Origin of the sequence: Pseudooceanicola algae (assembly GCF_003590145.2) — a bacterium.
Taxonomy (GTDB): Bacteria; Pseudomonadota; Alphaproteobacteria; order Rhodobacterales; family Rhodobacteraceae; genus Pseudooceanicola; species Pseudooceanicola algae.
Window position 1 is genome coordinate 2,815,931 of record NZ_CP060436.1, and the last position, 12,860, is coordinate 2,828,790.

The 12,860-nt window shown below is 64.9% G+C and carries 13 protein-coding genes; 4 read left to right on the forward strand and 9 right to left on the reverse strand.

Going from position 1 to position 12,860, the window contains the following annotated elements; all coding sequences use genetic code 11:
• Positions 1-25: 25 nt before the first annotated feature.
• Positions 26-667 carry an exopolysaccharide biosynthesis protein gene (locus PSAL_RS13165; RefSeq protein WP_119841083.1) on the forward strand — a complete coding sequence of 214 codons (642 nt, stop codon included), beginning with the start codon at positions 26-28 and terminating at the stop codon, positions 665-667.
• Here the strand turns inward: PSAL_RS13165 and PSAL_RS13170 are convergent.
• The 4 genes from PSAL_RS13170 to PSAL_RS13185 all read right to left on the reverse strand — a co-directional run bounded on the left by PSAL_RS13170 (position 664) and on the right by PSAL_RS13185 (position 4,716).
• Positions 664-1,440, reverse strand: a complete 777-nt coding sequence (locus PSAL_RS13170) for a transglutaminase-like domain-containing protein (RefSeq protein ID WP_119841084.1) — start codon at positions 1,438-1,440, stop codon at positions 664-666. The genes PSAL_RS13165 and PSAL_RS13170 overlap by 4 nt on opposite strands.
• Positions 1,441-1,596: 156 nt before the next feature.
• Positions 1,597-3,522: a 1-deoxy-D-xylulose-5-phosphate synthase gene (gene dxs, locus PSAL_RS13175; protein ID WP_119841085.1), complete on the reverse strand. Its 1,926-nt coding sequence runs from the start codon at positions 3,520-3,522 to the stop codon at positions 1,597-1,599.
• Positions 3,523-3,592: 70 nt separating this feature from the next.
• A complete protein-coding gene (locus PSAL_RS13180; protein WP_408004185.1) occupies positions 3,593-4,471 on the reverse strand; it encodes a polyprenyl synthetase family protein in 879 nt (292 codons plus the stop codon).
• Positions 4,472-4,473: 2 nt separating this feature from the next.
• Positions 4,474-4,716 carry an exodeoxyribonuclease VII small subunit gene (locus PSAL_RS13185; RefSeq protein ID WP_119841086.1) on the reverse strand — a complete coding sequence of 81 codons (243 nt, stop codon included), beginning with the start codon at positions 4,714-4,716 and terminating at the stop codon, positions 4,474-4,476.
• 152 nt (positions 4,717-4,868) lie between these two features.
• Between PSAL_RS13185 and PSAL_RS13190 the strand changes: the two genes are divergently transcribed.
• Positions 4,869-5,831 (forward strand): phosphotransferase, encoded by a 963-nt coding sequence (locus tag PSAL_RS13190; protein ID WP_119841087.1) that lies wholly within the window; start codon positions 4,869-4,871, stop codon positions 5,829-5,831.
• Here the strand turns inward: PSAL_RS13190 and PSAL_RS13195 are convergent.
• Together PSAL_RS13195 and PSAL_RS13200 are read right to left on the reverse strand one after the other, a co-directional pair.
• A complete protein-coding gene (locus PSAL_RS13195; RefSeq protein WP_119841088.1) occupies positions 5,828-6,541 on the reverse strand; it encodes a response regulator in 714 nt (237 codons plus the stop codon). The genes PSAL_RS13190 and PSAL_RS13195 overlap by 4 nt on opposite strands.
• Complete coding sequence (locus PSAL_RS13200; RefSeq protein WP_119841089.1) at positions 6,538-7,035, reverse strand: MarR family winged helix-turn-helix transcriptional regulator; 498 nt, start codon at positions 7,033-7,035, stop codon at positions 6,538-6,540. Before PSAL_RS13200 ends, PSAL_RS13195 begins: the two co-directional genes overlap by 4 nt.
• A 266-nt stretch (positions 7,036-7,301) precedes the next feature.
• On the opposite strand from PSAL_RS13200, the gene PSAL_RS13205 reads away from it, so the two are divergent.
• Positions 7,302-8,168: a branched-chain amino acid aminotransferase gene (locus PSAL_RS13205; RefSeq protein WP_119841090.1), complete on the forward strand. Its 867-nt coding sequence runs from the start codon at positions 7,302-7,304 to the stop codon at positions 8,166-8,168.
• Positions 8,169-8,230: 62 nt separating this feature from the next.
• On the opposite strand, the gene PSAL_RS13210 is transcribed toward PSAL_RS13205, so the two are convergent.
• The 3 genes from PSAL_RS13210 to PSAL_RS13220 form a co-directional block, all read right to left on the reverse strand.
• Positions 8,231-9,145 (reverse strand): alpha/beta hydrolase, encoded by a 915-nt coding sequence (locus tag PSAL_RS13210; protein WP_119841091.1) that lies wholly within the window; start codon positions 9,143-9,145, stop codon positions 8,231-8,233.
• A gap of 194 nt (positions 9,146-9,339) precedes the next feature.
• Positions 9,340-10,728, reverse strand: coding sequence for an aspartate aminotransferase family protein (locus PSAL_RS13215; protein WP_119841092.1), 1,389 nt, complete (start codon positions 10,726-10,728; stop codon positions 9,340-9,342).
• Between the two features lie 204 nt (positions 10,729-10,932).
• Positions 10,933-11,613, reverse strand: coding sequence for a GntR family transcriptional regulator (locus tag PSAL_RS13220; RefSeq protein ID WP_119841093.1), 681 nt, complete (start codon positions 11,611-11,613; stop codon positions 10,933-10,935).
• A gap of 144 nt (positions 11,614-11,757) precedes the next feature.
• On the opposite strand from PSAL_RS13220, the gene PSAL_RS13225 reads away from it, so the two are divergent.
• Positions 11,758-12,843: a polyamine ABC transporter substrate-binding protein gene (locus tag PSAL_RS13225; RefSeq protein ID WP_119841094.1), complete on the forward strand. Its 1,086-nt coding sequence runs from the start codon at positions 11,758-11,760 to the stop codon at positions 12,841-12,843.
• Positions 12,844-12,860: the final 17 nt, after the last annotated feature.

Consider the following 12,860-nt stretch of genomic DNA (forward strand, 5'->3'; position numbering starts at 1 on the left):
CAGCGTGCTGCCGCGTTGATCCGGCATGACAGTGATTGAACCCGACACGACCGGTGGCGACAAACCGGGCAGCGATCCGCAATTGCGGTCCCTGGAAGAGATCCTCGACGCGGTCGCCGGCGCCGGAGAAGGCAAGTCCGTGTCGATCGGCGACGTGCTGTCCGAGATCGGCACGCGGAGTTTCTCACCCATCATCCTGGTGCCCTCGCTGATCCTGGTGTCGCCGCTGTCGGGGATCTTCGGCCTGCCGACCATCGGCGCGACGATCATCTTCCTGATCACCGTGCAAAAGCTACTGGGGCGGCCGCATATCTGGGTCCCCTCCTGGCTGAAGCGGCGCGAGGTGGCCGCCGAACGGCTGGAGAAGACGCTCGACTGGCTGCGCAAGCCCTGCGCCTGGGTCGACAGGCACACCCGACGGCGCCTGTCGAACCTGCAAAGCAAACCCGCGCGGCTTGTCACGCTATGCCTGATCTGCCTGATCTGTCTGATCATCCCGGCGCTCGAGATCCTGCCGATGGTGACGTCGCTGTTTGCGACCGCGATCACCTTTCTTGCGATCGGGCTGCTGGCGCGGGACGGGTTGTTCACGCTGTTCGGCTACATCTGGACCGGCGCCAGCCTGGCTGCGATCTGGTGGCTGGTCAGCACCGGGGTCGGCGGCTAGATGCGCTGAACATTGACCGACAGCGACACCATTTCGGCCGGCCCCTGAGATTCCATGAAGGCAATGTCATAGGCGTCGCGCCCCACGGCGATCACCGCCAGTCCGTCCGCGCCGCACATGCCGGTCGAGTCGACCAGATGCCAGGCATTGTCCAGCCAGACCTGAGCCACGGCGTGGAAATCCTGCGGTGTCACATCTGGTCCATAGGCCGCCACCGCCCGCGCGGGAATACGCGCCGCCCGCGCCATTGTGCAGAACAGATGCGCGTAATCGCGACAGACCCCCTGCCGCCCGGCGAATGTTTCCAGCACGTTGGTATCCGCATCCGAACTGCCCGGCACGTAGGACAGCTCTGATTCGATCCAGTTGCGGATCGCGGCAATCTTCTGCCCGCCGGGCAAATGGCCAAAGCGCTTGTCCACGAAGGCCACGAATTTGTCCGACTGGCAGTACCGAGAGGGGCGCAGATAAGGGGCGACATGGGCCGGAAGCTGGTGCAGCGGCATTGCCGACAGGCTTTCCAGATGCGCGGCGGGGCGCGTCACCTCGACCTCGGCCTGATAACGCAACTGCATCTCGTTGCCCGGAACGCGGGCCCAGATCCGTTCGCCGATCCCGGCATCGCCGGCGATCCGGTCAAGGATCGCATCGCCGAGGTCAAGGTGATGGGACAGGATCTGCTGGCCATCGGTCCCGGCCGCTTCCAGCGCAAGGAAAACCGTATCCGGCCCGTTCAGCCGGTAGTGCATCGAAACATCTATCGAAAGGCGCATTGGGAAGGGTATCCTTTCTGGATACGGTCGCATGTGCTGGCGCGCGACCATCGGGCCATCGCCCTGAGACGCCCCTACCTGTCCTGCTGCCACTGTGCAATCAACCTTCGCGGGTCGGGTTTGTTCCGATGCCGCCTTTCCGCCGACGGGACTGGATCAGGCGCGCTTTTCCAGCCGCTCCACCCCGAGCACGTCCAGCACCCTGGCCTCGATATCCGCCGCACCGAGCTTTGCCACCGCGTACATATCCGCCGGGCTGGCCTGGTCGATGAAGATATCGGGCAGCACCATCGAGCGGTATTTCAGCCCCTGATCAAAGACGCCTTCGTCCGACAGAAGCTGCGCGACATGGCTGCCGAAACCGCCGACAGCGCCTTCTTCGATGGTGATGAGCGCCTCGTGATCGCGGGCAAGGCGCAGGATCAGGTCGCGGTCCAGTGGCTTGGCAAAGCGGGCATCTGCAATGGTGGGGGAAATTCCGCGGGCCGATAGCGCTTCGGCGGCTTTCAGGACCTCCCCCAGGCGGGTGCCGAAGGACAGGATCGCCACGCGCCCGCCCTCGCGGATCATGCGGCCCTTGCCGATTTCCAGCACCTCGCCCTTTTCGGGCATCTCGACACCCATGCCTTCGCCGCGCGGATAGCGGAAGGCGATGGGCCCGTCGTCATGAGCGGCTGCGGTGGCCACCATGTGCTTCAGCTCGGCCTCGTCGGCGGCGGCCATCACGACCATGCCCGGCAGGTTCGCCATGTAGGCCACGTCGTAGCTGCCCGCATGGGTGGCGCCGTCAGCCCCGACCAGACCGGCGCGGTCGATGGCGAAACGCACCGGCAGGCGCTGGATCGCGACATCATGCACAACCTGGTCGTAGCCGCGTTGCAAAAAGGTCGAATACATCGCGCAGAAGGGCCGCATCCCCGCCGCCGCAAGACCGGCGGCAAAGGTCACGCCATGCTGTTCGGCAATGCCCACGTCAAAGCAGCGCGACGGGAACCGTTCCGCCATCAGGCCCAGACCGGTGCCATCGGGCATCGCCGCCGTGACGGCGCAGACGCGCGTATCCTCGGCCGCAAGGCGCACGAGTTCCTGGGCGAAGACGTTGGTATAGCTCGGCGCGTTGGAGGGCGCCTTGACCTGCTTGCCCGAGGGCACGTGGAATTTCGCCGTGGCATGCCCCTTGTCCGACGCACTTTCGGCGGGGGCATAGCCCTTGCCCTTCCTGGTCACCACGTGGATCAGCACCGGGCCGGTCGCCCGCGCCTTGACCGTGCGCAGCACCGGCAACAGCTGCGTCATGTCATGGCCATCCAGCGGGCCGATGTAGGAAAAACCGAGTTCCTCGAACAGGGTGCCGCCCACGGCGATGCCCTTGAGGATCTCCTTGGCGCGCTTGGCGCCTTCCTTGAAGGGCGGCGGCAGGAAGCTGGCCGCGCCCTTGGCAGCGGCCTTGAACTGATGGAAAGGCGCGCCGGAATAAAGCCGGGTCAGATAGCTCGACAATGCGCCGACCGGCGGGGCAATCGACATTTCATTGTCGTTCAGGATGACGATCATCCGCTTTTTCAGATGCCCGGCGTTGTTCATCGCCTCGAAGGCCATGCCGGCGCTCATCGCGCCATCACCGATCACGGCAATCGCATCCCCCAGCCCTTCGGGCACCTGGCCACCCAGATCGCGGGCCACGGCAAAGCCGAGCGCGGCGGAAATCGAGGTCGAGCTATGGGCAGCCCCGAAGGGGTCAAAGGGGCTTTCCGAACGTTTGGTAAACCCCGACAGCCCGTCCTTCTGGCGCAGGGTCCGGATCCGGTCGCGCCGCCCGGTCAGGATCTTGTGCGGATAGGACTGGTGGCTGACATCCCAGATGATCTTGTCACGCGGCGCCTCGAAGACCGCATGCAGCGCCACGGTCAGTTCGACGACGCCCAGCCCCGCGCCAAGGTGACCGCCGGTTTCGCTGACGGCCGAAATCGTCTCGGCCCGCAATTCATCGGCGAGGCGGCGCAGCTCGGCATCCGACAGGGGTTTCATGTCGGCCGGGGAGACGACCCTGTCGAGCAGCGGTGTTTCGGGTCTGTCGGTCATAATGGCTCCGCTTCGGTCTTCTGACTGGCCGTCTGGCTTGCGTGTCACCGGCCGCAGCCTTGCCGTCGTCCTAGCTTTTGCGCGAGATAACGAAGCGCGCCGCCTGCCGCAAGTTCTGCGCATCATCCCCGTATAGGGTTAAGGCTTCGCAAGCCTCGTCGATCAACGCCTGCGCCCGGGCCCGCGCGGGTTCCAGGCCCATCAGGGACACGAAGGTGGCCTTGCCCGCATCGCTGTCCTTGCCCAGCCGCTTGCCGGCCGCCGCCTCGTCGCCTTCCACGTCAAGGATGTCGTCGGCAATCTGGAAGGCAAGGCCAAGTGCCGCCGCGTAACGGGCCATCGGCGCGGGATCGGCCCCGGCCATGATCGGCCCGGCGGTGGCGGACCATTCGAAAAGCGCCCCGGTCTTCAGCGCCTGAAGCTGCATGATCTGATCGAGGTCGAGCGGGGTCGCCGCGCTTTCCGCCGCAATGTCGAGCGCCTGTCCCAGCACCATACCCTGCCCGCCCGCCGCACGGGCAAGGCCCGCGATCAGGGTCAGGCGCCGGGTTTCGGGCAGATCGGCGCGGGCCAGCAGTTCGAACGCCAGGCTTTGCAGCGCATCGCCGGTCAGGATGCCCGTGGCTTCGTCCCATTTGACATGCACCGTGGGCTGGCCCCGGCGCAGGTCGTCGTCATCCATCGCCGGCAGGTCGTCATGAACAAGGCTGTAGCCATGGATCGCCTCGATCGCCGCCGCCGCGTCCAGCGCAGGCGCGCGCGCCACCCCATGCAGCTGAGCGCCCTCCAGCACCAGGAAGGCCCGCAACCGCTTGCCCCCGCCGACGCCATAGCGCATGGCCGCACCGGTGGTGCCGGTGAAATCGCCCAGCGCTTCGGTCAGCCGGTCCGACACGGCCTGCCCTGCCGCGCCCAGCGCCGCCTGGAAATCGGGACCCGGTCCGCCCAAGATCAGAGCCCTTCGACCGGGGTCAGACCCGCCGGGTTGCCGTCGCTGTCCAGCGTGATCGCCGCGACCTTTTCCTGCGCCTCGCCCAGCTTCTTTTCGCAATGCTTCTTCAGCTCGGCACCGCGTTCGTAAAGCGCGATGGAGGCTTCGAGTTCCACGTCGCCACGTTCCAGCTGACCGACGACGGATTCGAGCGCCTTCATGGCGGCTTCGAAGGACATCTCGGCAATGGGGGTATCGGTCATGGTCGGGCTCCGCGTTCAGGTTCGGGACAAGCATATCCGGGGCGCAGTCCGGGTTCAATTGTCCAAGGCAGCCGGCGTTTGGCGCGCGCCCCGCGACGGCCCCACAACCGGAGCGATTGACGCGGCGGGGCCGCCATGGCCATTCTGGCGGTATGACCAGCCCTGCCCTTCATCCAGCCAAGGTCGCCCCGGAGGCGGCCATCGCCGCCGCCGAACTGGCCGAGACGCTGCTGGGGGATGCGAACGCCGAGCTGTCGCAGATCCTGCGCCTGCGCCCACAGCGTGGGGCGATCTTTTCCGGGCATTACCGGGGCCGGTCCGCAATTTTTCACCTTGCGCTGTCGCCACATGTCGCCCGCGCCCAGTTGCGCGGCGTGGAAGAGGCAACGCGACTGCGCGGCTACATGGCCGAGGGGCTCTACCGCGTGCCCGAACCCCTGGGGCTGCTGGACGACGGCACCCTGCGCATCACGGCCCGCGCCGGCGGGCGCCCGGTGCTGGAATTCCTGATGAATGCCAAGCCCCGCCATCACGCCGACGTCGCCCCGCGGATGGCCGGCTGGCTGCTGCACCATGCTACGCCGACCCTGCGCTGGCGCGCCGTGAACCGGGGGCCCTGGCGCAAATGGGCGGCCGAAAGCGCCACGAAACAGCGCCACCCCGATCTGATCGAGCCCGAAGCGCGCCTGCTGGACCTGATGCAGAGGCTGTCCCACCGGCTGGAGGGCGACTGGCGGGTCAGCCTGGCCCATGGGGATTTCCACCCCAACAATCTGATCTGGAACAGGGGCCGTGATATCCTGTGGGGCATCGACATCAGCGCCTCGAGCACCGCGCCGATCTATCGCGATATGGCCCGCAACCTGGTTCATGCGGCCCGGCGCGGCGTGCTGCCCTCTGGCCAGCGCCTGTTCGGCGTGGACCGCGCCACTGTCGAGGCCTTTTGCGACGCCTTTGACATGTCCCCGGCCGAACGCGACGGGTTCCTGCCCTATTTCCTGTGTTACGAGACCCTGATCCGGGTCGAGGATGAAACGATCGGCCCCCGCCGCATCGCCACCACCCGCGAGATGACGCTGGCGATGATCGAAGACATCGAATCCCTGCTGACCTAGTCCGGCGCCAGAAGATAGCCCGCGCCGCGCACGGTCTGAAGGTAGCGCGGCTGTTTCGGGTCGTCTTCGATCTTGCGCCGCAGCCGGGTGATCTGAACGTCCACGGCCCGTTCCTGCGCCCCATGCTGATCGCCGGACCCGCCACGACCCAGTTCCTCGACCAGTTGCAGACGGGACAGGGGTTCGCCGGGCTGGGCGGAAAACGCCCGCATCAACTGAACTTCGGTCGCGGTCAGGCGGACCGAGGCATCGCCGCGCCAAAGCTCTCCGCGTTCCATGTCATAGCGCACATCCCCCATGTGCAGCACCTTGGGCACGCTGGCCTGGGACGGCAATTCCGGCATCCGGCGCAGGATCGCGTTGATCCGCAGCAGCAATTCGCGCGGCTCGAAAGGCTTGGTCAGGTAGTCGTCGGCCCCGGCTTCCAGACCGCGAATGCGATCCTCGGCCTCGCCCCGCGCGGTCAGCAGCAGGATCGGCGTCGACATCCGGGACCGCAGGCGTTCGGTCAGGGAGATGCCGTCTTCGCCCGGCATCATCACGTCCAGCACGAGAAGATCGAATTCCAGCCCGGACAACAGCCGGCGGGCATGGGCGGCATCGCGCGCGGTCGAGACAAGGAAACCGTTCCGCTTCAGGAACTTCGCCAGAAGATCCCGGATACGTTCGTCATCGTCGACGATCAGCAGATGCGGATTTGGTTCGTTCATGAGCCTCCGTCCCGAAGCGTACCATAGACGCGGCGCATCTCGCTATCCATCATCGATTCCAGCACCTGGCGAAAGCCCACGACCGCATCCGGCCCGGCCTTGCGATAGGCGTTGCGGACCCATTTGCGCTGCGCCTCCGACAATTCGGTTTCAAGCGCGGCACCGCGTTCGGTCAGGTACAGATGGCGTTCACGCTTGTCGGCGCGGCCAACCCGGCTTTCGACAAGCTCATCGGCGATCAGGCTGCGCAGGACCCGGTTCAGGCTTTGCTTGGTCACCCCGAGGATGGCCAGCAGGCGGCTGACCTTCATGCCGGGCACCCGGGCTATGAAATGCAGGGCGCGGTGATGGGCGCGGCCATAGGCCATACCTTCCAGGATCTGATCCGGCGCGCCGGTGAAGCCCCGGTAGGCGAAGAACATCGCCTCTATCCCCTGACGCAATTGTTCGTCCGTCAGGAAAAGCAGGTTGTCCCCAAGATGCGTGTCCGACATGCGCTTACGTCCCGTCCCTGTCCCGGCGGGGCAAATTGCCCGCCCCCTTGCTGTCCCATGCGCCCGCAACATCCTGTCGCGGGACGGCTTCAGAGATTGTCCCGGGAACGCCCCGGTTTTCAACCCTGCGACGAAAATAAGTCAGACTTGTTGACTTTCTAAAAATCAATAGCTACCTAACCCATGCGTTTGCGAAATATTCTGTCTGTATGAGGCGATGTGAACGCAACTTATGTAAATTAGATACGAAAGTCAGGAGGTTCGCGATGGCCGCATATGATGACCGCGATGGCAAGATCTGGATGGATGGCACGCTGGTAGACTGGCGCGATGCGAACGTACACATTCTGACCCATGCGCTGCACTATGCCTCGTCCGTCTTCGAAGGCGAACGTTGCTACAACGGCAAGATCTTCAAGGGTGTGCAGCATTCCGAACGCCTGCGCGCCTCGGCACAGATGCTGGACTTCGAGATCCCCTATTCCGTGGAAGAGATCGAGAAGGCCAAGTACGACATGCTGGCCGCCAATGGCTGGACCGATGCCTATGTCCGGGCCGTGGCCTGGCGTGGCGCGGGCGAAGACATGGGTGTCTCGTCGATGAAGAACCCCGTCCGCATGGCAATTGCCGGCTGGGAATGGGGTAATTACTACGGCGACGCAAAGATGAAGGGCGCAAAGCTCGACATCGCCAAGTGGAAACGCCCCAGCCCTGAAACCATCCCGGTGCATGCCAAGGCCGCCGGTCTTTACATGATCTGCACCATGTCCAAGCACGCGGCCGAGGCCAAGGGCTGTTCCGACGCGCTGTTCATGGATTATCGCGGCTACGTGGCCGAAGCGACCGGCGCCAATATCTTCTTCGTCAAGAACGGAGAGGTCCACACCCCGCTGGCGGATTGCTTCCTGAACGGGATCACCCGCCAGACCGTGATCGGCATGCTGAAGGACAAGGGCCTGACCGTGCATGAACGCCATATCATGCCCGAAGAACTGGAAGGCTTCGAACAATGCTGGCTGACCGGCACCGCCGCCGAAGTCACCCCTGTCGGGCAGATCGGCGACTACAACTTCGAAGTCGGCGAGATCACCAAGGATATCTCGCTGAGCTACGAAAAGCTGGTCCGCGCCTGAAATAGCGCACAAGTCGACAGACAGGGGGCCTGCCGTTCTGCGGCGGGCCCTTTTTTCATGATTCAGCCGGTGATCTGCAATTGGAGGGCCAGGGCCTCGGCCACCGAGGGGGCGATCAGCCCGCCATGGCTAAGGTCGGGGAAGGGGCGATAGGTCACGTTCAGCCCCGCGATGCCCTGAAGCGTTTCGACCACACCGGGGGTAAAGCTGCGCCTGTCGGCAGAACCGATGCGCGGGCTGGATCCGCCGCTCATCACCAGCAGGTCGGTGGGCTGCGCCATGGCCCCGCCCCCGGCCCGCACTCCGCCGGCAAAGATCCCGGCCTCGCGCAGGGCTTCGCCACTGTTCCACCAGGTCGACGGGTCCGCCACCACCAAGGCGCGGAACAGCCCCGGCCGGGTAAACAGCATATGCAGACCGAACAGCCCGCCCAGCGAATGGCCGTAAAGCATCCGCTTGCCGGGATCGAGCGGCAGCTCCGCGTCCAGCCGCCCCAGCAGGTCGGTTTCGATCATGTCGCGGAAGGCATCGCGCCCGCCGGTCTGATGGTCCCCCGACATCTGGTCCTGCACCCCCGGCGGCACCAGCGCGGGCGAGGTCAGCTCGTCCCAGCGCCGCGCCAGGTCAAAGCGCCCCTCGACCGGGTGGCCAAGTCCCGCCAGCACCACCGGCGCCTCTGGTGCGATCTGCTGCAGGTGGTGCCAGAACAGCGGAAAGGTCGCATTGCCGTCCAGCGCGACGATCATCGGATAGCCCCCCGGTGGCGGCGGCACCGCAGGCCGGGCCAGTTGCACGCGCCACCCAGCGCCTTGCGGACCAATGTCGAAACGGCTGATGCGGGGATCGTCGATGACCTCGGCCGGGCCACCGTCGCGGGGACGCGCGCGGGCCTCGGTCCTGTCCTGCGCTTGGGCCAGGGCCGGGGTCGCGAGGGTGGCGGCACATCCGGCCAGGACGGCGCGACGCGTGAGAAACATGGTATTCTCCTTGCGGGGCGGTCTGGCTGGAACTGGCTGACGTTGCTGCAGGCCTAGCAAAGGCCCGCAGATGGGGCAAGCGCCGCGCGGTCAGAGGCCATTGCACCGCTGCGCCGAAATGCAAAACGGATGCGACCCACTGGCCACATCCGCTTGCTTCTGCCCGCAAGGGGCATGTCGGAAGCCTTCGGCGCCTAGACGAACAGTCCCGCATCCTTCACGTTGGCCATGCCTTCGTCCAGCGACTGCCAGGCGCGCGCGATCAGGGTGTCGATCTCACCCTTGGTGATCGTCAGCGGCGGAGAGATGATCATCCGGTCGCCGACATGGCGCATCACCAGGTTGTTGGCAAAGCAGCGTTCCCGGACCATGTAGCCCACGGTTCCGGCATCCGCGGCGAATTTCGCCCGCGCGCCCTTGTCCGGGGTCAGGGCAAGAGATCCCATTGCGCCGATGATCTTGGCCTCGCCGACCATCGGATGCTCGGCCATTTCCTCGAACTTGGCCTTCAGGTAGGGGCCGGTGTCGTCGCGCAGGGTGTCCACGATCTTTTCCTCTTCGAGGATGCGCAGGTTTTCCAGCGCCACGGCCGAGGCGACCGGGTGGCCCGAATAGGTGTAGCCATGGTTGAATTCCGTCGCGCCGATCACTGCCGCGACCTCATCCGACAGGATCGACCCGCCGATCGGCTGGTAGCCCGACGACAGGCCCTTGGCGATGGTCATGATGTCGGGCCGGATGCCGACGGTCTGGCTGCCGAACCAGCTGCCGGTGCGCCCGAAGCCGCAGATCACCTCATCCGCGATCAGCAGGATCTCGTACTTGTCGCAGATGCGCTGGATCTCGGGCCAATAGGTTTCCGGCGGAATGATGACCCCGCCCGCGCCCTGGATCGGTTCGGCGATGAAGGCCGCGACGTTGTCTTCGCCCAGATCGATGATCGCCTGCTCCAGCTCCTGCGCACGGGCAAGGCCGAAATCTTCGGGGGACATATCGCCGCCTTCGGACCACCAGTCGGGCTGGTTGATGTAATGAATGCCCGGAATCGGCAGACCGCCCTGCGCATGCATCCCCTTCATGCCGCCAAGGCTGGCCGACCCGACGGAAGACCCGTGGTAGGCATTCCAGCGCGAGATGATGACCTGTTTTGACGGCTTGCCCTTTTCCCCCCAATAGGTCCGCACGAGGCGCAGGTTGGTATCGTTGGCCTCGGACCCGGAGCTGGCAAAGAAGGTGTGGTTCAGATCCCCCGGCGCCAGTTCCGCCAGCTTGGCCGACAAGGCGATGACCGGCACATGCGAGGTCATGAAGAAGGTGTTGTAATAAGGCAGTTCCCGCATTTGCCGCGCCGCGACATCGGCCAGTTCGTCCCGTCCGTAGCCGATGTTGACGCACCAGAGGCCGGCCATGGCATCGAGGATCTCGGACCCTTCGCTGTCGGTCAGCCAGACACCCTTGGCGCCGGTGATCACCCGAACGCCGCTCTTTTCAAGGTCGGCCTGGGTCGAGAAGGGGTGCACATGGTGCGCCGCGTCCAACGCCTGAAGCTCGGCTGTCGGCATGTGGTTGGTGATCGTGGCCATGGCCAAAGTCCTTTCCTGATCGGCCCGCCCGGGGCCTTCTGCATCCCGGCTTTCGCGCGTCTGCGCAACGGCGCGCGCGGCAGCGGGGAGGCCAAAAACTGTCGCGCCCAGAATATGATCAAATTGCCTGCTGTCAATCGAATCGCGCGCCTTCGAATCCGCTCCTTCACGGGTGATTCTGCCCCCGGCGGGGCCGGGCCGCGATCAGATCGACTGGGCGATCATGTCCATCCCCTGTGTCACGTCGCCGGTGATCGCCTCGGCAGCGGCGGCGCAATCCCCGGCCTTCAGCGCGACAATCAGATCCTTGTGCATGTCCGGCAGGTTACGGGTGCCGAACTGGCCGCAGACCACGCGTAGCGACGGGCCGAATCGCAGCCAGAGCCCATCGACCAGCCCGGACAGGACCGGCGCGTCGGCGATATGGTTCAGACGCGCGTGAAAGTGGTGATTCTGCACCAGATAATCATGCACATTGCCGCGCCGGATCGCTTCGTCCAGCTGCGCATCCGCTTCTTCCAGCGCAAGGATATCGGCATTTGTGGTGTTTCGGCAGGCACGCCGCGCCAGTTCCGGTTCCAGCGCCAACCGGGCAAAGCGCAATTCCCCGATGTGATCGCTGCTGAGCACCGGGACCGAAATCCGACGGTTTCCACGGAATTCCAGCGCACCTTCGGCCATCATCCGGCGCAGGGCCTCGCGCACCGGGGTCATGCCCGCACCCAGTTCGGCCACCAGCCCCTGAATTGTCACGGCCTGCCCCGGCTCGAACTGCCCGAACAGCACCCTTTCGCGCAGGGCCCGATAGGCGACCTCGTGCGCGGGCAACCGCTCGGCACCGCCGGTGCCCGCGTCCTTCTCCTGAACTGCCTGCAAATTCATCATCTCGCCCTCTGCCTTGGGGACAGGAGTACATCTTGCACGGTTGAATGGCCCGTGAAAACATCTGGACATTGCCAATGCGAACCGCGTTTGATCAAATTCAGATCAACAGAGGCTCTCAGAGCCCGAAATCCACGGGAGCGAACCATGAAGAAACCCATCCTTTCCCTCACGGCCCTGCTGGCCCTGACCGCCGCAGCGGTTCAGGCGGACGAGGTCCATGTCTACAACTGGTCCGACTACATCGACGAGGACCTGCTGACCCAGTTCGAAGAAGAGACCGGCATCGATCTGGTCTACGACGTCTTCGATTCCAACGAGATCCTGGAAACCAAGATGCTGGCGGGCGGCTCGGGCTATGACGTGGTCGTGCCCACCGGCACCTTCCTGCAACGCCAGATCATGGCCGGGTCGTTCCAGCCGCTGGACAAGTCCAAGCTGCCGAACATCGACAACCTCTGGGATGCAATCCAGGCGCGCACCGATGTCTATGACCCCGAAGGCGAATATTCGATCAACTACATGTGGGGCACCACGGGCCTTGGCGTGAACACCGGCAAGGTGACCGAAGTGCTGGGCGAAGACGCCCCGATGTCCTCGCTGGCGCTGATCTTCGATCCGGCCAACATGGAAAAGCTTGCCTCCTGCGGCGTCCACTTCCTTGATGCGCCGACCGAAATGGTCCCCGCCGCGCTGTCCTACCTCGGCATGGACCCGGACGCCAAGGACGAGGAAAGCCTCGCCAAGGCCGAAGAAGTCCTGATGGCCGTGCGGCCCTACGTGCAGAAATTCGACAGCTCGGACTACATCAACGGCCTGGCAAACGGCGATGTCTGCGTGGCCTTCGGCTGGTCCGGTGACGTGCTGCAATCGCGGGATCGCGCGGCCGAGGCCGACAACGGCGTCGAGATCGCCTACAACATCCCCGAAGAAGGCGCCCTGATGTGGTTCGACCAGATGGCCATCCCGGTCGATGCGCCGAACCCCGAGGCGGCCCATACCTTCCTGAACTTCATCATGGATGCGCAGAACATGGCGGCGGCGTCGAACTATGTCTATTACGCCAACGGCAACCTGGCGAGCCAGGAGTTTCTGGTCGAGGACGTGATTGACGACACCGCGATCTACCCTGACGAGGCGACGCTGGAAAACCTCTACACGGTGACCCCCTTCGGCGCCAAGGAACAGCGCACGCTGACCCGCCTCTGGACCAAGATCAAGTCCGGGATCTGATCCCCGCCTTCGCCCGC

What these genes read in the sequence shown, in the direction of transcription:
- PSAL_RS13165 (WP_119841083.1), top strand. Translation starts at nt 26, where the DNA reads ATGACAGTGATTGAACCCGACACGACCGGTGGCGACAAACCGGGCAGC.
- PSAL_RS13170 (WP_119841084.1), bottom strand. Translation starts at nt 1,440, where the DNA reads ATGCGCCTTTCGATAGATGTTTCGATGCACTACCGGCTGAACGGGCCG.
- dxs (WP_119841085.1), bottom strand. Translation starts at nt 3,522, where the DNA reads ATGACCGACAGACCCGAAACACCGCTGCTCGACAGGGTCGTCTCCCCG.
- PSAL_RS13185 (WP_119841086.1), bottom strand. Translation starts at nt 4,716, where the DNA reads ATGACCGATACCCCCATTGCCGAGATGTCCTTCGAAGCCGCCATGAAG.
- PSAL_RS13190 (WP_119841087.1), top strand. Translation starts at nt 4,869, where the DNA reads ATGACCAGCCCTGCCCTTCATCCAGCCAAGGTCGCCCCGGAGGCGGCC.
- PSAL_RS13195 (WP_119841088.1), bottom strand. Translation starts at nt 6,541, where the DNA reads ATGAACGAACCAAATCCGCATCTGCTGATCGTCGACGATGACGAACGT.
- PSAL_RS13200 (WP_119841089.1), bottom strand. Translation starts at nt 7,035, where the DNA reads ATGTCGGACACGCATCTTGGGGACAACCTGCTTTTCCTGACGGACGAA.
- PSAL_RS13205 (WP_119841090.1), top strand. Translation starts at nt 7,302, where the DNA reads ATGGCCGCATATGATGACCGCGATGGCAAGATCTGGATGGATGGCACG.
- PSAL_RS13210 (WP_119841091.1), bottom strand. Translation starts at nt 9,145, where the DNA reads ATGTTTCTCACGCGTCGCGCCGTCCTGGCCGGATGTGCCGCCACCCTC.
- PSAL_RS13215 (WP_119841092.1), bottom strand. Translation starts at nt 10,728, where the DNA reads ATGGCCACGATCACCAACCACATGCCGACAGCCGAGCTTCAGGCGTTG.
- PSAL_RS13220 (WP_119841093.1), bottom strand. Translation starts at nt 11,613, where the DNA reads ATGATGAATTTGCAGGCAGTTCAGGAGAAGGACGCGGGCACCGGCGGT.
- PSAL_RS13225 (WP_119841094.1), top strand. Translation starts at nt 11,758, where the DNA reads ATGAAGAAACCCATCCTTTCCCTCACGGCCCTGCTGGCCCTGACCGCC.